The sequence below is a fragment of the Streptomyces sp. NPDC058864 genome (assembly GCF_042742985.1).
Classification (GTDB): Bacteria; Actinomycetota; Actinomycetes; order Streptomycetales; family Streptomycetaceae; genus Actinacidiphila.
Genome location: NZ_JBHYMQ010000069.1, coordinates 17,701 through 37,309, shown reverse-complemented (window position 1 = coordinate 37,309; position 19,609 = coordinate 17,701). Strand labels below are relative to the sequence as shown.

The window sequence follows — 19,609 nt, the reverse complement described above, 5'->3', positions numbered from 1 at the left end:
AGCCGTCGTGTCCCCGTCACGCCATGAGGTGATCCTGGTGTCCTCGCCGGCCCGGTGCCGGCCGCGCGGCCGGCACCGGACGTCCGCGACCACCTTCTGACCCCCGCACCGGCGCAGCCGGGGCCGGCGGCCGGTTACGTCCTGCCGTGCACGGGGGCATCGCGGGAATCGCGGGAATCGCGCCGCCCACTCTCCGGATCACCCGAAAGGCCACCGGGCCATGCGCACCGTCAATCCGCTGACCGCCGTCCGCAACCTGGGCATCCTCGCCCACGTCGACGCGGGCAAGACCACCGTCACCGAACGGATCCTCTTCCTCACCGGCGCCACCCACAAGCGCGGCGAGGTCCACGACGGCACGACCGTCACCGACTTCGACCCGCAGGAACGCGACCGCGGCATCACCATCTTCGCCGCGGCCGTGAGCTGCGACTGGGACGGCCACCGGCTCAACCTGATCGACACCCCGGGCCACGTCGACTTCTCCGACGAGGTCGAACGCTCCCTGCGCGTCCTCGACGGCGCGGTCGCGGTCTTCGACGCGGTCGCCGGCGTCGAGCCGCAGAGCGAGTCGGTGTGGCGGCGGGCCGACCGGTACGGCGTGCCCCGGATCGCGTTCGTCAACAAGCTGGACCGCGCCGGCGCCGACCTGGACGCCGCCGTCGGCTCCCTCCGCGAGCGCCTGCGCACCGTGCCGCTCGTCGTCCAACTGCCGATCGGCCGGGAGGACGGCTTCACGGGCGTCGTGGACCTGCTGCGCATGCGCGCGCTGGTGTGGGCCGACGGCCACGGCACGTACGCCGAGGGCCCCGTGCCCGACGGCCTGCGCGAGGACGCGCTGCGCCGCCGGCGTGCCCTGGAGGAGGCGGTGGCGGAACTGCACCCGGCCGCGCTCGAGGAGTTCTGCGATCGGTCGGCGCTGTCGGAGGCCACGCTGCGCTCCGCGCTGCGCGACCTGACGCTGTCCGGCGACGGCGTCGTGGTGCTGTGCGGCTCGGCGTACCGCAACCGCGGGATCGAGCCGCTGCTGGAGGCCGTCGTGGACTACCTGCCGTCGCCGCTGGACGTGCCGCCGGTGCGGGAAGCGGCCGACCCCGCGGCGCCGTTCGCCGCGCTGGTGTTCAAGGTGAACGTGACCGCCTCCGGGCGGCTGACCTACCTGCGGGTGTACGAGGGGACGATCAGGAAGGGGGACGCCGTGCTGGACACGCGCGCCGGACGCACCGAGCGGATCGGCCGGATCCTGCGGGTCCGTGCCGACCGGCACGTCGACGTCGACGCCGCGGTCGCCGGGGACATCGTCGCGGTGGCCGGGGTGAAGTCCGCCGCCGCGGGCGCGACCCTGTGCGCCCCGGGAGCACCCCTGGTCCTCGAACCGCCGTCCGTGGCGGCGCCGGTCGTCTTCGTCGCGGTCGAGGCCGCCCGCAACACCGACACCGACCGCATGGCGGTGGCCCTGGCCCGGCTGGCCGAGGAGGACCCCTCGCTGGCCGTGCGGACCGACGCCGAGACCGGTCAGACGGTGCTGTCGGGCATGGGCGAACTGCACCTGGAGGTCGCGGTGGAGAAGATCCGCCGTGAACGGGGGCTGGACGTCCGCGTCGGCCGGCCGCAGGTCGCCCACCGGGAGACACTCGTCCGCGGTGTGCCGGGCCTGGTGTACCGGCACGTCAAACAGGACGGCGGGGCGGGTCAGTTCGCCCACGTCGTCCTGGACGTCGAGCCGTACGGGGAGGGCCCGTTCGCGTTCGCCTCGACGGTCGTCGGCGGGCGGGTGCCGAAGGAGTTCGTCCGCGCGGTCGAGGCCGGCTGCCGGGACGCCCTCACCGAGGGCCCCCTCGGCGGCCACCCCGTCACGGGCGTACGGGTCACCCTCACCGACGGCGCCACGCACTCCCGTGACTCCTCCGAGACGGCCTTCCGCACCGCGGGCCGCCTGGGGCTGCGGGAGGCCCTGCGCGCCGGCGTCATGGCCCTGCTCGAACCGGTGGTGGAGCTCACGGTCACCGTCCCCGACGACGCCGTGGGCGCCGTCCTCGGCGACCTCGCCGCCCGCCGCGGCCGTGTCACCGGCTCCACGGCGCGCTCCGGCACGGCGGTCGTCACGGCGACGGTGCCACTGGCGGAACTGTTCGGCTACGCGACCCGCCTGCGCAGCCGCACCCAGGGCCGCGGCACCTTCACCACCCGCCCCGCCGGGTACGCCCCGGCCCCCGCGGGCACGGTGACCCGCTAGACGGCGCGCCCGGCCCGCCCCCGCAGTTGCGTGCGGGGGCGCGGCCGGGCCCCGTCGGGGCGGCTCAGCCCTGCGCCATGAGGGCCTCGTTGACGGCCGCCACGCGCTCCTACAGCGGATCCTCGCGCACGATGTCGTCCCCGAGGCCCTGCCGGTGCGGCATCGCGTCGATGACGGTGACCAGGGTGTCGCCGAACCCGATCACCGCCCACCGGTCCTGTCCGGCCACGCGGACCCGCGACGCCGCCTTCACCCACTTCCCGGTGCCGGTCCGCACCTCCGCCGGGGAGCGGTTCCCAGGACGCGGGGTAGAAGGCGAGGAGCGCCTCGGCCGGTGCTCCCCGGCGCTCGAGGCGCTCCGTCACGTGGCGCCCGCGCGCGGTGAGCCGTGCGGGCTCGCGCAGTACGTGCCGCACCCGCGCGGACAGCGCTGCGGGGCCGGTGGCCATGGAAGCGGGCGGTGTCGAAGCGTGGTGCCAAGGGCTGGGGTCCTCACCGGGAACGCCGCGATCGCCGGCCGGGGACGGGCATCGTGACCAGGAAGGATACCGGCACGACCGCCGCCACCGGGGCCGGCCGGGGTGAGCTTGGCCGGATCGGGCGGCCGGGGCGGGGGCCGTATGCGGAGCACGGCGGCGCTGCGGCAGGATGTGTCAGATCGCGCCAGGACAACGCCTGTTCGGCGCGACTCCAGAACGTCCCCCCGAACGTCCCCCGAACGATGAGGCGACCAGTGACGACACAGCATCCCCCGCGCCCCGTGGGAGAATCCGCACGCACGTGGGGAGGCGACCGGTGAACCGCGCCCTCACGCTGCACGACCTGATCGTCGCCGGTGCGGCGATCGCCGCCGGCGCCCTGGCGGGGCTGCTGCTGCGGCTGGCCCTGAAGTGGCTGGGCGAGCGGGCCAGGAGCACCAGGTGGGGCGGCGACGACATCGTCGTCGCCGCCCTGCGCACCGTCGTGCCCTGGGCCGCGCTGGCGGCGGGCGCCTGGGTGGGTGCCGCGGCGCTGCCGCTGACCCGCGTCGTGGACCGGACGGTCGCCCAGGTGCTCGTCGCGGTGCTGATCCTGGCGGCCACGATAGCCGCGGGCCGCATGGTCGCCGAGACGGTGCGGTCGCTGGCGCTGTCCCGGTCCGGGGTCGCCGCCTCCGCGACGATCTTCGTCAACATCAGCCGTGTCGCCGTGATGGCGGTGGGCTTCCTGGTCCTGCTGCAGACCCTGGGCATCTCCGTGACGCCCCTGATCACCGCCCTCGGCGTCGGCGGTCTCGCCGTCGCCCTGGCCCTGCAGGACACGCTCGCCAACCTCTTCGCGGGCGTCCACATCCTCGCGTCCAAGACCGTGCAGCCCGGCGACTACATACGCCTCAGCAGCGGCGAGGAGGGCTACGTCGTCGACATCAACTGGCGCAACACCGTGGTGCGCCAGCTGTCGGACAACCTGGTGATCATCCCCAACGCCAAGCTGGCGAGCGCGATCGCCACCAACTTCCACCAGCCCGAGCAGCAGATGTCGCTCATCGTCCAGGCGGGCGTGGGCTACGGCAACGACCTCGAGCACGTGGAGCGGGTGACCATCGAGGTCGCCGGTGAGGTCATGGCGCACGTCGAGGGCGGCATCCCCGAGCACGATTCGGTCGTCCGCTTCCACACCTTCGGCGAGTCGCGGATCGACTTCTCGGTGATCCTGCGGACCTCGGAGTACGGGGAGCAGTACCGGATCAAGCACGAGTTCATCAAGCGCCTGCACCGCCGCTACCAGGAGGAGGGCATCGAGATCGCCTTCCCGACGCGGAACGTGGTGCTGCGTCAGGAGCAGCCCGACGCGATAACGCTGCCGCACCAGCGCACGGTCCCCGCTCCGGACCGCACCCCCGGCGCCTGACGGCCGACGCCCGCCGGGCACGCACGCGCTTCCGCGCGCGTGCCCGGCGGACTTCCTCCCGCTGAGGTCCGGCGCCCGCCTCCGGCCCTGTCACCAGCCCGGATAGCGGTCCCGCCAGTGGGGGTCCCAGCCCGGTACGTACTCGCCGCCGCTCGGGCCGTCGAACACCTCGGTGACGAGGTCGCGGGCCAGGGTGTCGACGACCCAGACCAGTTCGTGGCGGCTCACGACGTCCACCGGGAACGCCTCGAAGCCGTGTGCCGCGCCGAGGAACGCGCCGGTCACGGTGGCGACGGATGCGCCGTCCGGTGCTGCGGCCGCGAAGCGCAGCGCGGGGAGGAGACCGGTGCGTTCCGGGAACGACGCGGCGGCGTAGAGGCCGCCGAGGAGCGCCGAGGGCGCGGTGGCGTCCGGGGCGAGCCGGGCGAGGCGGGCCGGGTCCGCGGGGTGGGCGGCGGCCTCGTCCAATGCGGCCCGCAGGTACGTGAGTTCGTCCCCGGTGGCGATCCCGGCCGGCTCGGAGTGCTGGAGCGCCGTCAGGCCGTCACGCAGTGCCCCGCGGATCTCCTCCCCGGCCAGGACGTGCCGGGCCAGGACGGTCGCGTGGGACGTCGCGGACTGCGCGGCGGGGTCCCCGTGGGTGAGGGCGGCGATGTCGCGTGCCTGGGCGTCCCACCTCGCGACCTCGGCCGGGTCGCCGAGGGCGGCGATCGGCAGGGTGCGGCCGAGCGCGTGCCAGCCGCGGCTGTTCGTCGTGGGCCTGCCGACCGCGCCCTGCTCCCGCTGCGACAGCGCCTTCACGGTGGCCGGCGCCGAACCGCGCCGCTCCGCCAGAACCGGGACCCCGGCCAGCCAGCCGGACGGCCAGGCCGCGCCCGCCCACTTCCCCCAGTGCTTGGTCAGCCGGTCGCGGTCGATGCCCTGGACGGCTGCCCAGCGGCAGTACGCGTGCCACAGCACGGACGGCGGATGGCAGATGCCCTTGTGGCTTCCGCGGACCAGGGCGCGGATGGAGCCCTCGACGGTGAAGCAGGCCAGCTGTGTGCAGACGCCGGCGCGCAGCGGACCCGGGGCGGGCGGCGTTCCGCGCGCCGCGCCCGTGGTCTCGCCGAGCGCCAGCCCGATCAGCATCCCGCGCACCCGCGACGCGGTGCGCCCGCGACGACCGGCCTTGTCCTGGTCCTCGTTCGCCGCGCTCAACAGGCGCCCCTTCCTCGGATCCCGGCAGGTGACACGGGGCCCGACCCTATCGGGGGCGCCGAGGGTGACGGAGGGGGCACGAACGGTGGGCAAACTGAAGAATGTGGGACAGATTACTCCATAAGTGGACATGGTGAACCCGGCTCGATACGGTCGGGGGTGGGCGCGATCCGCCCCTTGAACCGGTGCCCCGCGGTTCCCCAAGGCCACCCCTAAAACTTGGATTTGGGCCTGACCGGGGACAAGGCACCCGACCCCGTAAGTTTCCGAGAGGACGAACAGCCATGCGCGCACAGCGATTCCTCGCACTGCTCGCAGGCCCGGTGGCCGTAGGAGCCCTGGCGGTCCTGCCGGCGGCGCCCGCGCAGGCCGCGACCGCCGGCCACGTCACCGCGGGCACGGCCCAGGCGCAGGCCGCGGGCACCCTCGCCCCGCAGGCGAGCGACCGGTACTGGCGCGGATTCCGCGACGGACGCGACGACGGTCGCCGCGACGCCCGCTCCCGCCCACGCTGCCGTGACCAGTGGGACTCCTACCGCCCCCGGAGCTGGAACTCCGAATACCGCCGCGGCTACCGGGACGGCTACCGCTCGGGCTGGAACGCCTACTGCTGAGCCGGCCCCGTACCCGTGCCGTCTCGATCCTCGCGGGCACGGGGGAGTGGGAGTTGAACGTGAACACCGGGGAACGACGACCGGGTCTCCACCGCGCTATGGGTCTTCGAGACCAACAGGCGACCGACGGCACCCTCCCGGCGACCGATGCCGAACGTCATGACGGCTGGTGCACCCACACGCTGGCGCGGCGCGTTCCGTTGACGCTGTTCGTCGCGGGTGACCGTGGACAGGAAGGCCCGGATCGAGGCGGCGCTCCGCATCTTCTCGACCTGGGCCGTCACTCGCAGACGCGCTTGAAGTCGTCCGCCCCCTTCCGCGCCCGGAAGCGCACCTCGTGGCCCTTGGAGTCGGTGAAGACCGCGGACGTCGGGGACAGCAGCGTCATCGTGCCCCGCTGCGTGGGGTTGTCCCAGCCCGGCGGGGGGTTGAAGGCGTCGCCGGTGAGCGGGGTCTCGGCCTCGAAGTAGGTGGAGCCGATCAGGGCCTCGTCGATGCCGCAGTGGGTGTACAGCTCGTAGGGGATGACGGTCGCGGCCGCAGTGGTGGGATGCCCGGCGACGGTGGGGCGCCCGACGGGCGCGGGGTCCTGGCCGGTGCAGCCCGTCAGGACGGCCGCGGCCGTGAGGGCCGCGAGGGCGGTGGCGCGCGCGAAGTGCCTGGTGGTCATGGCGGTTGGACGCTGCCGCCGCGAGTCGGGTTCCGTCGGCGTCGCCCGCTCAGGCCGCCGCCCGTACGCCGGTACGCCGCCCGCGCGGCACGCAGGTCGCGGCGACCAGGAGCGCGGCGGCGACGCCCGTCACCAGGACCGGGGCGGGGGCGAACGTGGCGGCCAGGATCGCCGCCACGGCGAGCGCGTGCACCACGTCCGGCGCGGTGGGGTGCCCGGATGCCCGGCGGTGCAGCAGCCACACGGAGAGCACGAACCCGGCGACGGGCACCGTGTACGCGGCTGCCGCGCCGTGGGCGCTCAGATGGCCGTGCCCGGTGGTCCGGGCGACGTTGACGGCGAGTCCGGCGCCCACCGCAGCGGCGCAGGCGAAGACCGCGTAGTGGCCGTAGCCCCACAGCGTGGCCGTGGCGAAGCCGCCCAGGCGGCGGGACGCGTTCTGGGCGAAGTAGAGCCACCACAGGGCGCAGACCGTGAGGGTGCCGCCCAGCACCAGCGTGGCGATGTCGCCGAACGCGGCGTCGGTGTCGAGGGCGGCGCGCACCGCCCCGGCGGCCGCGGTGATGGACTCGCCCAGCACGATGAGGGTGAACAGGCCGAAGCGCTCGGCTATGTGGCGCGGATGCCAGGTCGTGTTGGCCGCCCGCTCGGCCCACACGGGGACCGCGAGCTCCGCCAGGGCGAGGACCGCGTGTGCGGGGAGGCGGAGGCCGCCCGGCACCACGAGGTGCGCCAGCCAGCCGGTCTGCACCACCAGGATCCCCGCCGCGTACCGCAGGCAGGACCGGCGCCGCTCGGGGTCGGAGCGGGCGGCCCGCAGCCACTGGCTGACCATGGCGAGCCGCATGAGGACGTAGCCCCACGTGATGACGGTGTAGTCGCCGTCCTGCAGGGCGGCCGCCGTGCCCGCCGACATGACGAGGGCCCCGGTGATCTGCACGACGGTGAGCAGACGGTACGGGATGTCGTCGGTGTCGTAGGCGGAGGCGAACCACGTGAAGTTCATCCACGCCCACCAGATCGCGAAGAACACCAGCGCGTAGCCGAGGATGCCGCTCCCGACGTGCCCCGCGGCCAGTTCCTCCTCGAACGCGGCGGAGGTCTGGGCGACGGCCACGACGAAGCAGAGGTCGAAGAACAACTCCAGCGCGGTGGCGGTGCGGTGCTTCTCGTCGGCGACGCGGGCGACCATCCGCCGCCGCCATGCCGTGGCGGCGGCGGTCTGCGGGGCGCTCACGCCGCACCCGTCCCCGCGGCGGACGCCGTGCCGCGCCTCCCGGGAACCGCTTCCTCGCTCACGGCACGTTTCCTCACATTCCCGGGGACAAGGCTCTGCTTCCTCCACTGAGACCGGACATCCCGCGTGCGTGTGACACACCCCGTGGAACACGGCGCCGCCGGGCGCGCCGTCCCGTCATGCGGTGCCGGGGTTGTCACACTTCGCGGGCGGCGCCGGTCGGTAGCGGTGGATGCCCGGTCGTCCTCGTGTGACCGCCTCCGGCTCCCGAGGCCGTTCTCCCGTTCAGCTCAGCCCCGAAAGGTTTCTCATGGCAGGCCATGGCGTTCCCGAACCCCTCGGCGACGATCCCCTGCCGCGGTCGTCCACCGCCGGGCAGCCGGCTCCCGCGACCCGCGGTGCCCACACGGGCGTCGACAAGTACGGGGTGCTCGTCGGGTACAGCGGCTCCGCCACCAGCCGGCGGGCGCTGTCGTACGCGGCCGGGATGGCGCGGCGCACCGGCGCGGCGCTCCTCATCGTCCACGTCGCGAAGGAGAACCCCGTCGCGTCGCTGCTCGGCTACGACGAGGCCGGCGGCGGGAGCGGGCCGCGCGGCGGCGGCAAGCAGGCGCTCCTGCGGCAGCTCGCCCGCGAGGACCATCTGTCGGGGCTCCCCTGGACGCTCATCCACCGCAGGGGCGCCGTAGCGGACGAGCTGGAGAAGGCCGGCCGCAAGTACCGGGCGAACGCGATCATCGTGGGGCGGAGGCGCGACGCCGGGCTCAGGCTCTTCCGCTCGATCTCCGACCGCCTGGCGCGCAGCGCCCAGCGACCGGTCATCGTCGTCCCCTGACGAACCGGACGCCGTGAGGTGACGAACGGCCGAGCCGCATGACGCGGGGTGCACCGTGCACACGTGCGGGGGCCGGCCGTCCTTCGGGAAGGCCGGCCCCCGGCTCGGCATGCAATGGTCAGCGCATCGGACCGGCGGTCAGCGGGAACTGATCAGCAGCCCGGGTACGACGGTTCGGCCGGTGCGGAACTCGGTGTACGCCCACTGCTCGACGTCGGGCTGCGCACCCACGGGGTTCAGCGTCACCTGTGCGGACCCGCCCCGCTCCACCTTGGCCGGTGTGGTCAAGGTGGCGTTGTGCCGGTCGCCGTCCTCAGGGACGACGGTCACCCCGAGCCGGTAGGGCACGTCGGGCGAGGTCGCCGTCTGGGCGTGCACGTAGGCGGTGTAGACGCCGGGTTCGGGGAAGAACCGGACGCTGCGCTCGCTGCTGTGCCACGAAGCCCAGCTTCGATCGACCAGCTTGCCGTCCTTGTAGAGGTAGAGGTCGAGATTCGTGCCGGGGTCGTCCGAGGCCGTCTGCACGACCAGTCCGGCCGAGCCGCGCGGCACGACGATCCTCGTGCCCTGAGTGCCCACCCCGCCGGGGGAGAAGACGCCGCCGCTGACGGTGGTCGTGAGCTTCTTGTCAGTCCAGTTGACGGGGACGTACCCGGTGGTGCGGCCGGTCAGCGGTCCGGTGAAGCCCGGCTCCAGGAATCCCTGGCCCTGGCCGCCGGTGCGGCCGAACTCGATGCCCGTGTCGTCGTACGGCCGCGGCGTGAAGCCCCACGGCCGGCCGGCGACCGTCAGGCGCACGCGGTGCTTGGCGCTGCTGAAGACGAGTGAGCCGGTGGTGTAGCGGTCCCAGGTCGCGGTGCCGCGTTCCAGGGTGATGGTCACCGTGGCGGTGGCTCCGGGCTTGACCGAGATCGTCCGGGGGCTGACCGTCACCTTCATCCCGGCGAGCCCGTCGACGTGCGCCGTGTACGTCTCGGTCCGCGTGCCGACGTTGGTCAGCCGTCGCGTGAGCTGTACCGGCTTCGTCCCGTCGTACTCGCGCAGCGCGATCGACGGCAGGTTGATCTCCTTGCCGTCCGGAGTCGCCGCGGCCGCGAAGGTGGTCAGTTCGGCCGCCGAGGGTTCGATCACCAGGCCGGGGTCGTCGGCGGACGAGGTCCGCGGCAGGCCCGAGCCCTGGCGGAGGGGGCTGGTCGTGCCCCGGGTGTCGGTGGCGGTGGTGCGCAGTGCCGAGGCGGTCGCGCCGGGCGACCACTTCGGGTGCCGGGTGCGCAGCAGTGCGGCCATGCCGGCCACGTGCGGGGCTGCCATCGAGGTGCCGGAGTAGGCGTCGAAGAGACGTCCGCCGGCCATCGGCGACACCGCCGCGACCACGTCGATGCCGTCCGCGACGAGGTCGGGCTTCTGGAGTCCGGTGTGCGTCTGGTCGGGGCCGTAGGACGAGAGGCCGGCCACGCTCGGCAGTCCCACGAGGCTGCTGCCGTCCCCGCCCTCGGTCAGCGAAGCGGTCCCGTCGGTACGGTGCGCCCACAGGTAGTTGAAGAGCTTGCCCGCCTGTTCGGCGCTCCACAGGTAGACGGTCGGGAAGTCGTAGATCACGTTGAGGCGTGTGTTGCCGGTCGACTGGAACAGCACCACGCCGACACCGCCGGCGGCCTTGACCGTCGCCACCGCGTCGACCGAGTCGATGAAGTCGCAGGCCACGATCTTGCCCTTGACCTTGGCGGGGTCGAGACTGCCGGACCAGCAGTACTGCGCGCCGTCGTCGAGTGATCCGGCCTGGTCGGCGAAGACGATCGGTGTGCTGCGGCGGGACGGCAACTGGTCCATGGAGGTGCCGACGATGCGGGTGCCGTCGCCGAGTCGTACGGTCGCCTCGTGGGACCGTTCGACCGTCGCGCCGACCGTGGTGACCCAGGGCTCGGCGTTGCTGATCATTCCGGACATGCCGTCGTTGCCGGCGGATGCCGCGACGAAGACCCCGGCGAGGTACGCGTTGAGGAAGGCGTTCCCGATCGGGCTGTTCGGCTGGTAGTCCCCCATCGACGTGCCAATGGAGTAGTTGATCACCTGGACGCCGTCGGCCACGGCCGCGTCGATCGCCGCGATGATGTCGGCGTCCGTGCCCGAGCCGCCCCACAGCGCCTTGTACACGGCGATGCGCGCGTCGGGCGCCACTCCGGAGATCGCGCCGTAGTCATGCCCGAGGACCATCGCGTGCTTGACGGGAAGACCCGCCGCGGTGGAGGCGGTGTGGGTGCCGTGTCCGTTCATGTCCCGGGGTGAGAGGCTCTCACCCTCGGGCAGCGAGCCGTAGGCGCCGAGCCACCCGTCGGCGAAGTACCGGGCCCCGACGATCTTGCCGTTGCAGGCGGTGGCGGGGAAGTCCGTGCTGGTCTGGCAGGTGCCGTGCCAGCCCGCGGGCGCCGCCATGGTGGCGGCGAAGGAGGCGCTCTCCGGCCAGATTCCGGTGTCGATAACGCCGATGACCGTATTGGAGCCGTGGACCGGCTTGGTCTGCGCAGCCGTCTGCGCAGCCGTGCGCGCCGGCGCCTGCGCGGGGTGCTGCGCCGCCTGCGTGGTCCGGGTCGTCGCCGCGTCGGCCTTCACGAGACGGGCCGGGGTGACCGCCGCGACGCGCGGGTCCTTGGACAGCTTGCCGGCCTGCGCGCCGGTCAGTTTGACGGCGAAGCCGTTGAAGGCGGTCGTGTAGGTCCGCTGAGCCCGCACACCGAAGTCGCCGAGTACGTCACGCTGCGCTTCGCCCAGGTGCTGCCGGTACTTCTCGGCCGCGGCCGAATGAGGCTGGAGGTCCTGCCCGGCCACCGGCCTCGTCGCCGCGAGTCCCTCGACGCCCCCCGTGTACGAAGTGACGGGCGCTTCCCGCAGCCGCACGACGTACTGCCCCTTGATGGTGTCGGGCTGCGCGGCGGTGTGCAGGGCGCCGCCGCCCGTGAGGGCGGACCGGGAGTGGTCGTACTGGCCCAGCTTCAGGTCCGGCAGCGGAGTGCCGGTCTGTGCCGCGGCCGGCCCGATGTTCCCCAGGCCGCTGAATACGGTGGCGAAAACGGTGATCGCCGACGCCACGACTATTCGGCGTCGTCGTCGAAGGCTCGCGCTCGTGCCCACGAGTCTCCTCCCATGAAGTCAACGGTGTGAATGTCCGTCACACCCAACCTCCAAGCGATTACGCGAAGATCACGTTCGAATGACGATCCGTCCCGCCCGGTGTCGCCGCGGCTGTCCGGTGGGGGACTTTCGCCGCCGCGGCGCGGTGAGTTCCCCGCGACGGGAGCGGCGCCCGGACGATCGCCGAGGTGCGGGGACTCGAGCCTCTCAAGGCCCTGAACAGCGCAAACTCGGATACGGGCGGCGGCGGTTCGGTCCGTGTCCCGGGTGCTGAGTGCGGGGTTCTCCGGGGGCGGGACGTCGCCGAGGCCCCGAGCGACTTCCACACCCAAGTGCCTGGCGTTTTGCAGACAGGTGTCGGGATGCCGACACCGTTAGGACGTTCACGGTTGACCGGGCGCACCAGCAGGGCGCCTGATCTAGCTCATCTGACGCCGGACCAGCTCGCGCAGCCGGCCGCCCGGGTTCGCCAGCAGATCGGCGGGGCGGCCCTCCTCCACGACGCGGCCGTCCTCCATGACGACGACGCGGTCGGCGTCCATGACGGTGGAGAGCCGGTGGGCGATCACCACACGGCTGGCCCGCAGCCGCCGGGTGCTGTCGATGACGACGCGCTGGGTCTCGTTGTCGAGGGCGCTGGTGGCCTCGTCGAGGAAGAGGATCCGCGGCCGGCGGATCAGGGCCTGAGCGATCATCAGGCGCTGGCGCTGGCCTCCGGAGATCGTGCTGCCGCCCGCGATCATGGTGTGCAGACCCATGGGCATGCGCTTGATGTCCTCGGCGAGACCGGCCATCGCGGCGGCCTCCATCGCCTCCTCCTGTGTGTACGACTCGGCGCCGCAGATGCAGTCGAGGATCGAGCCGGTGAACGGCTGGGCGTTCTGCAGCACGACGCCGCACTGGCGGCGGACCGCGCCCTGGTCGAGGGCGGCCAGGTCCTGGCCGTCGTAGAGGACGCTGCCCGAGGCGGGCCGGTCGAAGCCGATGAGCAGGCGCAGCAGCGTGGACTTGCCGCAGCCGCTGGGGCCGACGATCGCCACGAACTCCCCGGCTCCCACCCGCAGGGAGACGTCGTCCAGGACGAGCGGGCCGTCGTCGGAGTAGCGGAAGGAGAGGTTGCGGGCCTCGATCGCGCCGGACAGGACGCCGGGCTGGGTGCTGCCGCCGCGCACCTCGGGCGCCTCGTCGAGGATCGGCCTGACCTGTTCGTACATCGGCAGCACCGCCGCCGCCGACAGCAGCGCCCCGGTGAGCTGGGTGACCGAGGTCAGCAGCATGGTCATGGCGGTGCTGAAGGTGAGGAAGCCGGACGCGGACAGCGAGCCCCGGGCCGGGCCGGCGAGCAGCATGAACATGATGAGGGAGCAGACCGGCAGGTAGACCGAGTTGAGGACGGTCGTGATGTTCTTGATGCGGCCCGCGCGCCGCTGGAGTTCGCGGCTGCGGGCGAAGCGGCGGGCCCACGCGGCGTACGCGAAGCTCTCGGCGGCGGCGACGCGGAGCTTGGGCAGGCCGCGCAGGGTCTGGAAGGCCTCGTTGTTGAGCTTGTTGCCGAGCTCCACCAGCCGTCGCTGCCAGCGCAGTTCCCACAGGCCCAGGCCGAGGAGGACGGCGCCGATGACGACGAGCATGCCGACGGCGGCGAGCGCGAGCGGGACGCTGTACAGCAGGAGCAGGACGAGGTTCATCGCGCCGACCGTCGTCGCCTGGACGGCGACCGGGCCCACCCCGGCGAGCACCCGGCGGATGGCGCTGATGCCCATCGCGGCACTGGCGAGCTCGCCCGTGGAGCGCCCGGCGAAGAACCCGGTCGGCAGCCTCAGCAGCCGGTCCCACACGGCGGGCTGCAGGGTCGCCTCGATGCGGCCCTCGATGCGCAGCACGGTGAGGTTCTGCGTCAGCATGAACGCGGCGCACACCAGTCCGGTGACGGCGACGGCCAGCGCGGCCTGGACGATGAGGCCGGTCTCCGCGTCGGGTACGTACGTGCCCAGCACCTGGCCGGTCGCGATGGGCACGAGCGCGCCGAGGCCGACGGTGACCAGGCTGGTCAGGACGAGGTTGCGCAGATCGCCGGAGGAGCCCCGGAGGCTGAAGCGCAGCAACCGCGTCAGCCCGGCGCCCCGTTCGGGGAGCGGCCGGTAGAGCATGTCCGCGCGCTGCTCGAAGTCCTCCGCGTTGTACTCGGCGACCCGGACGCGGCTGCTGCCGCCGGGCCCGACCGCCTCGTAGCCGCCGCGCCGCCACAGCAGGGCCACCGGCGCGCCGGACGCGGCGCGCCGGCCGACCAGGGGGCCGGTGTTCTCCCGCCACCATTCGCCGTCGAGCCGTACCGGGCGGGTGCGGATGCCGGAGGTGACGGCGACCCGCTCGACGGGGTCCATGCGGTCGCTGACGGCGCTGCTGCGCGACGGCGGTACGAGGGCGATCCCGGCGGCCTCGGCGACCTGCCGGCAGACGGCGTACGTCGCGTCGTCGGACGCGGTCGCGGTGGAACGCGCGGGAGCCTTGCGGGAGGTGGTGATGGAGGCCAGCAGATCGCGGTCGGCCTGTTCGCGGACGGTCTCCCCGGCCTTGATGCCCGCGGCGGTGCGGTCCTCGTGGGCGCGTTCCAGGCTCTCGATCCAGCCGTCGAGGGTCGACAGCAGCCGGTACTGCTGGTTGACCATGCTCTGCCACATCGCGCCGTCGACGAGCAGGTCGCCCGCCGCCTCCGCGGAGTACGCGGCCCCGTACTGGACGCTGCCCGGCAGGACCGGCAGCCACAGGATGTCGTCGTCGGCGACGTGCTCGCCGTCCGTGGTGCGGCCGGCCAGCGGTGCCTCGTACAGCACGCGCTGGCCGCGCCCGACGCCGAGCGCGAAGGCGTGCTCCAGGAGGCTGAGCGCGAGCTCCCGGGTGTCGTGGCCGGCGCCGTACGGGCCCTGCCGGTCCCAGCCGTCGCCGTACGCCGCCTGCTGCGGGTGGGACGGCCGGTACAGCTCGCGCAGCGGGACACGGCGCAGGAAGCAGCCCTGCAGCGGGCGCCCGACGAGGGTGTGCCGGGGGCCCTCGACCGGGCCGAGCAGGAGGGCGCCCGCTTCCAGGCGGCCCAGGTAGTGCCAGTGGCCCTGCTGGGCCGCGTCGACCGCGAACAGGTCGAGGGCGCCCGCCACCACGAGCCACAGCACGTGCGGCCCCTCCAGGGGGAGGCTGCGCAGGCCGGTGCAGTCGACGGGGCCGCCGAGCCCGCCGAGGGCGGCCAGGACGGGGTCGTCGGCGGCGGTGCCGGGCTGTACGGGGGTCAATTCAGTGCTCCTTGACCAGGGCGGCGTACGCGCCGCCCGCCGCGATCAGCTCCTCGTGGCGCCCGCGCTCGACGACCGTGCCGTGGTCGAGGACCACGATCTCGTCGCTGTCGCGGACCGTGCTGAGCCGGTGCGCGATCACCACGCAGGCGCAGCCGCGGCGCCGCAGGTTGTCGATGATGGCCTGCTCGGTCTCCGCGTCGAGGGCGCTGGTCACCTCGTCGAGCACCAGCACGCTGGGCCGCCGGACGAGGGCCCTGGCGATCTCCAGCCGCTGCCGCTGCCCGCCCGAGAAGTTGCGGCCGTCCTGTTCGACGCGGCTGTGGACGCCGCCGGGACGGCGGGCGACGACCTCGTACAGGCAGGCGTCGTGCAGCGCGGCCTCCACGTCGGCGTCGGGGATGGAGGGGTCCCACAGCGCCACGTTGTCGCGCACCGTGCCCTCGAAGAGGAAGACGTCCTGGTCGACGAAGGAGACGGAGGCGGCCAGGGCGCCGCGCGGGATGTCCTCCAGACGCTGCCCGTCGATGCGGATCGTGCCCTCCCAGGGGCTGTAGAGCCCTGCGATGAGCCGGGAGACGGTGGACTTGCCGCTGCCCGATCCGCCGACGAGCGCGACCTGACGGCCGGGAGCGACGGACAGCGAGAAGCCGGACAGCAGCGGCTTGTCGAGGGGGCTGTAGCCGAAGGTGACCTCCTCCAGCGTGACGTGGCCCTTCAGACGGCGGTTGCTCGCCCCGGACTCGGGGCGGGCGTACAGCGAGTCGACGGGGAAGTTCTCGACGTCCTTGAGCCGCACCACGTCGGCGGCGAAGTCCTGGATGCGCCCGGCGACGCCGTTGAGCCGGGTGATGGGCGCGGTGAACCGGGTGACCAGGGCCTGGAAGGCGACGAGCAGGCCGATCGAGATGTGCCCCTCCACCGCCCGCAGCCCGCCGATCCACAGGATCAGCGCGCTGTTGAGCGTCGCGAGCGTCGGCGCGACGACCGACAGCCAGGCGCTGGGCACGCCGAGCCGCTGCTGCTCCTCCAGGGTGGAGGCGTGCTGCCCGGCCCAGCGGCGGAAGTAGCCGTTCTCGCCGCCGGTGGCCTTCAGCGTCTCGATCAGCTGCAGGCCGGTGTAGGAGGTGTTGGTGAGCCGGGCGCTGTCGGCGCGCAGCTTCTGCGTGCGGGTGGCGCGCAGCCGGGTCACCACGCGCATGGCGACCGCGTTGAGCAGGGCGATCCCCACCCCGAGGACGGTGAGCTGGGGGTCGTACGTCCACATCAGCAGCGCGTAGAGCACGACGACGACGCCGTCGACGGCCGCCGAGGCCAGGTCGCGGGCGAGGGTTTCGGCGACGGCGTCGTTGGACTGCAGGCGTTGCACGAGGTCGGCCGGGTTGCGCTGGGTGAAGAAGGTGACCGGCAGCCGCAGGAGGTGGCGCAGGAAGCGGGCGCTGCCGAGCGTGGAGGAGATGATGCGGCCGCGCAGCAGGTTGGACTGCTGGACCGCGGTGAGCGCGGCGGTGAGCGCCACCATGACGGCCATCGAGGCGAACAGCGTGCCCAGCAGCGAGGTCTGGTCGCCGATCAGGAACAGGTCGATGTAGGTGCGGCTGAGCGCGGGCAGCGCGGCCCCGACGGCGACCAGCAGGAGGCTGGCCACCAGCGCGGCGAGCATGGTGCCGCTGGTGCCGCGAAGCCGGGCGGGCAGGGCGCCGAGGACACCGGGCCGGCGGCCGCCGCGGTGGAAGTCCGGGCCCGGCTCGAAGGTGAGCACGACGCCGGTGAAGCTGGTGTCGAAGTCCTCCAGGGGCACGAACCGCCGCCCCTTGTCGGGGTCGTTGACGTGCACGCCGCGCCGGCCGAGGCGGCGGCCCGTGCCGTCGTAGACGACGTAGTGGTTGAACTCCCAGAAGAGGACGGCCGGCGCCTGCACCTCGGCGAGGGCCGCGGTCTCCATCTGCATGCCCTTGGCCTGCAGCCCGTACCCGCGGGCCGCTTTCAGCAGGTTGCTGGCGCGGGAGCCGTCACGGGAGACGCCGCAGGCGATGCGCAGTTCCTCCAGCGGGACGTGCCGGCCGTAGTGGCCGAGCACCATCGCCAGGGAGGCCGCGCCGCACTCCACGGCCTCCATCTGCAGCACGGTGGGGGTGCGGACGGTGCGCGGCCTGCGGCGCGGACGCTGCCGGCGGGTGCGCACGGGCTCGGGGCGGTGTCTGCGGCGGCCGGCGGGGGGCAGCGGCCGCTGCTGCGGCCGGGCGGTCGGCGCGGTCAAGGGAGCAGCCAATCGATCGGGCGCTGTGCGGCCAGGTGGACGGCGCCGGTGGCCAGGGTCATGGAGTCCAGCTCGTACGAGGGGCCGTCGCCCTTGGACCAGCGGTAGCCGGTCGGGGTGCGGGAGGAGGCGTCCAGCGTCACGACGACGGCCACCGGGCGTCCCGCGCGGGTGAGTTGCGCGGCGAGCTGCGGGTCGCCGAGGTCGGCCGCGATCTGCCGGTCGGTGCGCGAGGTGCGGCCGACGGACCGCACATGGCCGCGCAGCACCCCGTACCGGGCCTGGGGCGCGGACTCGACGGCGAGGTCCACCGCGGCGCCCACCGGCACCGAGGAGGCACCCGTCGCCGGCACGTAGAGGGTCGCGACGAGCGGGTCGCCGGTGCGGGCGACGCGTTCGACGGTCGCCACGTCCGCTCCTACGGTGACGACCGTGCCGATCGTGGCCACCAGGGCGCTGACCCGGCCCGCGGCCACGGTGCGGACGACGGTGTCGCCCTTCGGCGTGCGCACGTTGAGCAGAGGGGCGTCGGCGGGCAGGCGCTCCCCTTCCTCGGCGAGGACCCGGGTGACCTGTCCGGCGACCGGACTCTGCAGGACGTAACTGCCCTGCCCGTAGCCGACAATTCCGGGTGCGCTCAATTTCGAGGAAACGGAACCGTTTACCGCCCAGGAAGTCGCGGCGGCCATCACCAGAATGGCGACGGAGAGCACGAGACGGCCCTGCGGGCGCGCGAAACGCACCGGGAGATCGAGTTCTTCCGGTGATTGGAGCTTGGCAAGGGCCTTTTGGCGAAACTGCACGGAACTCTTCCCTCAGCCGCGTCCCCCGCCATTGGGACACGATGTCGCAATGGCGTCCGCGGGCCCCGGAAGGGAGGTATCCGGGGCCCGCGGATCCATCAGTCTCAGAGACCCGCGATCAGGCCGGTGGCCAGGCCGGTCACGGCGCCGGTGTTGACGCCGGAGATGCCCTCGACGGTGCCGACGACACCGGAAACGGTGCCGGCGACCGGGGCGATCGACTCGACGGTGCCGGTGGCGTTGGCCACGAGGCCGCCCACGAGACCGCCGGAGACGTTGTCCAGGTCCGCGTCGGAGATCTCGCGGGTCTCAACCTGGGAGGTGAAGTCCATGGGGGGTTTCCCTTCGTGTGAACACATTTCGTGTGGCGAATCATCAGGGGGGCAACCTCTTCGCCACGGCACGGGATACAAGCATGGGAGCAGGTGGGACGGCCAATTGACGACGGGTGCGTTCGAATTTGGTTCGGATCCGCGGCTTCACCGGTGTGGTGTGTTTCCCACTCCCCGGTGGCAATTCCTTCACACTCGCGGATCCCGCCGGGGCTGCGGAACCGGGCACTCCGGATCAAACCGTGCACGCCGTCGGGGGGTGTCCCGTACGGACGTGCGGCCGTATGTCGCCCACGTGTGCGGTGTGCAGATTTACCGGAGGTAATGTTCAGCCCTGCGCTCGGGCCGGGCCTCCCGCCCTGTGACCAGGGGTGATCCACGGCGCGCGGGACCGGCGGTCCGGCGGCCGGACGGGCCGCGGCGGCGGCCGGGGACGGGTTCAGCCGGCGGTGTCGCCCTCGGCGCCCGACAGCCCGAAGTCGCAGAGCCTGCCGATGAGTTCCAGGGCGGTGTCCATGAGCCCGGCGGCCTCGGACGCGTCGTCGCAGGCGACGAGCTCCCGCCCGATCTCGGCGATCGTCGTCGTGAGCGCGATCAGCAGGGCGCGGTCGCCCGGCCGCTCCTGGGTGATGCCGAGCAGCGTCGCGTTGTGGCTGATCCAGGTCCTGAGGTTCTGCCGGCCCAGCAGGTCGAAGCCCGGCGGGGTGTCCCCGGTGTAGAAGAGGCCGGCCGTCTCCCGCCGCGCCCTGGTGTGTTCCAGGTACGCGCGGGTGCCGGTGAGGAACAGGGCGCGGGGGCGGTCCTCGCCGGTCTCCCGGAGCCGGGCCACCGCCCGCGCCGTGGTCTGCGCCTGCGCGGTGCGGAACTCCTCCCACAGGGCCAGGAAGAGGTCCACCTTGCCGTCGAAGTGGTGGTAGAGCCCGCCGACGCTGGCGTCCGCGCGGCGGACCACCTCGGCGATGCCGGCCGCCGCGTACCCCGACTCCCCGAAGACCTCGCGGGCCGCCGTGAGCAGCGCCTGCCGGGTGGTCGCCGCCCGGCCGGGGGGGGGGGGGGGGGGCGCGCCCGGCCCCCCCCCCCCGCGGGGGGGGGGGTTTATATAAAAAAAAAAGACCC

Annotated in this window: 14 protein-coding genes; 4 read left to right on the top strand and 10 right to left on the bottom strand. The window is 73.3% G+C overall.

Annotated features, from left to right (window positions below; translation table 11 throughout):
* Positions 1–220 precede the first annotated feature (220 nt).
* The gene (gene fusA, locus ACFW3D_RS34420; protein WP_500511161.1) at positions 221–2,236 is read left to right on the top strand and encodes an elongation factor G; all 2,016 of its coding nucleotides are present in this window, start codon (positions 221–223) and stop codon (positions 2,234–2,236) included.
* A 109-nt stretch (positions 2,237–2,345) separates the two neighbouring features.
* Here fusA and ACFW3D_RS34415 read toward each other — a convergent pair whose 3' ends face one another.
* Positions 2,346–2,513 carry a hypothetical protein gene (locus tag ACFW3D_RS34415; protein WP_500511158.1) on the bottom strand — a complete coding sequence of 56 codons (168 nt, stop codon included), beginning with the start codon at positions 2,511–2,513 and terminating at the stop codon, positions 2,346–2,348.
* Between the two features lie 518 nt (positions 2,514–3,031).
* Between ACFW3D_RS34415 and ACFW3D_RS34410 the strand changes: the two genes are divergently transcribed.
* Positions 3,032–4,126 (top strand): mechanosensitive ion channel family protein, encoded by a 1,095-nt coding sequence (locus ACFW3D_RS34410; protein ID WP_500511155.1) that lies wholly within the window; start codon positions 3,032–3,034, stop codon positions 4,124–4,126.
* Between the two features lie 90 nt (positions 4,127–4,216).
* Here ACFW3D_RS34410 and ACFW3D_RS34405 read toward each other — a convergent pair whose 3' ends face one another.
* Positions 4,217–5,326 (bottom strand): ADP-ribosylglycohydrolase family protein, encoded by a 1,110-nt coding sequence (locus tag ACFW3D_RS34405; RefSeq protein ID WP_500511152.1) that lies wholly within the window; start codon positions 5,324–5,326, stop codon positions 4,217–4,219.
* 284 nt (positions 5,327–5,610) lie between these two features.
* Between ACFW3D_RS34405 and ACFW3D_RS34400 the strand changes: the two genes are divergently transcribed.
* A complete protein-coding gene (locus ACFW3D_RS34400) occupies positions 5,611–5,940 on the top strand; it encodes a hypothetical protein (protein ID WP_500511149.1) in 330 nt (109 codons plus the stop codon).
* A gap of 280 nt (positions 5,941–6,220) precedes the next feature.
* Here the strand turns inward: ACFW3D_RS34400 and ACFW3D_RS34395 are convergent, their stop codons facing one another.
* Both ACFW3D_RS34395 and ACFW3D_RS34390 read right to left on the bottom strand, forming a co-directional pair.
* On the bottom strand, positions 6,221–6,610 hold the full coding sequence (locus ACFW3D_RS34395; protein WP_500511146.1) for a hypothetical protein: 390 nt from the start codon (positions 6,608–6,610) through the stop codon (positions 6,221–6,223).
* A 49-nt stretch (positions 6,611–6,659) separates the two neighbouring features.
* Positions 6,660–7,847 carry a low temperature requirement protein A gene (locus ACFW3D_RS34390; protein ID WP_500511144.1) on the bottom strand — a complete coding sequence of 396 codons (1,188 nt, stop codon included), beginning with the start codon at positions 7,845–7,847 and terminating at the stop codon, positions 6,660–6,662.
* 310 nt (positions 7,848–8,157) lie between these two features.
* Here ACFW3D_RS34390 and ACFW3D_RS34385 point away from each other — a divergent pair, with 310 nt between their 5' ends.
* Positions 8,158–8,682 carry a universal stress protein gene (locus ACFW3D_RS34385; protein ID WP_500511142.1) on the top strand — a complete coding sequence of 175 codons (525 nt, stop codon included), beginning with the start codon at positions 8,158–8,160 and terminating at the stop codon, positions 8,680–8,682.
* Positions 8,683–8,820: 138 nt separating this feature from the next.
* Here ACFW3D_RS34385 and ACFW3D_RS34380 read toward each other — a convergent pair whose 3' ends face one another.
* From ACFW3D_RS34380 to ACFW3D_RS34355, 6 genes are all read right to left on the bottom strand, one after another.
* On the bottom strand, positions 8,821–11,811 hold the full coding sequence (locus ACFW3D_RS34380; RefSeq protein ID WP_500511140.1) for a S8 family serine peptidase: 2,991 nt from the start codon (positions 11,809–11,811) through the stop codon (positions 8,821–8,823).
* A gap of 419 nt (positions 11,812–12,230) precedes the next feature.
* Positions 12,231–15,098, bottom strand: a complete 2,868-nt coding sequence (locus tag ACFW3D_RS34375; protein ID WP_500511138.1) for an NHLP bacteriocin export ABC transporter permease/ATPase subunit — start codon at positions 15,096–15,098, stop codon at positions 12,231–12,233.
* A gap of 1 nt (position 15,099) precedes the next feature.
* Positions 15,100–17,358 carry an NHLP family bacteriocin export ABC transporter peptidase/permease/ATPase subunit gene (locus ACFW3D_RS34370; protein WP_500511136.1) on the bottom strand — a complete coding sequence of 753 codons (2,259 nt, stop codon included), beginning with the start codon at positions 17,356–17,358 and terminating at the stop codon, positions 15,100–15,102.
* On the bottom strand, positions 17,355–18,161 hold the full coding sequence (locus ACFW3D_RS34365) for a biotin/lipoyl-containing protein (RefSeq protein ID WP_500511133.1): 807 nt from the start codon (positions 18,159–18,161) through the stop codon (positions 17,355–17,357). The genes ACFW3D_RS34370 and ACFW3D_RS34365 overlap by 4 nt, the downstream gene beginning before the upstream one ends.
* Positions 18,162–18,265: 104 nt before the next feature.
* On the bottom strand, positions 18,266–18,493 hold the full coding sequence (locus tag ACFW3D_RS34360; protein WP_018558045.1) for a hypothetical protein: 228 nt from the start codon (positions 18,491–18,493) through the stop codon (positions 18,266–18,268).
* Between the two features lie 439 nt (positions 18,494–18,932).
* A complete protein-coding gene (locus ACFW3D_RS34355) occupies positions 18,933–19,508 on the bottom strand; it encodes a TetR/AcrR family transcriptional regulator (RefSeq protein ID WP_500511178.1) in 576 nt (191 codons plus the stop codon).
* Between the last annotated feature and the right edge of the window lie 101 nt (positions 19,509–19,609).

Excerpts from the sequence above, each read along its gene's own strand:
- fusA (WP_500511161.1), top strand. The coding sequence starts at position 221 with ATGCGCACCGTCAATCCGCTGACCGCCGTCCGCAACCTGGGCATCCTC.
- ACFW3D_RS34400 (WP_500511149.1), top strand. The coding sequence starts at position 5,611 with ATGCGCGCACAGCGATTCCTCGCACTGCTCGCAGGCCCGGTGGCCGTA.
- ACFW3D_RS34395 (WP_500511146.1), bottom strand. The coding sequence starts at position 6,610 with ATGACCACCAGGCACTTCGCGCGCGCCACCGCCCTCGCGGCCCTCACG.
- ACFW3D_RS34385 (WP_500511142.1), top strand. The coding sequence starts at position 8,158 with ATGGCAGGCCATGGCGTTCCCGAACCCCTCGGCGACGATCCCCTGCCG.
- ACFW3D_RS34360 (WP_018558045.1), bottom strand. The coding sequence starts at position 18,493 with ATGGACTTCACCTCCCAGGTTGAGACCCGCGAGATCTCCGACGCGGAC.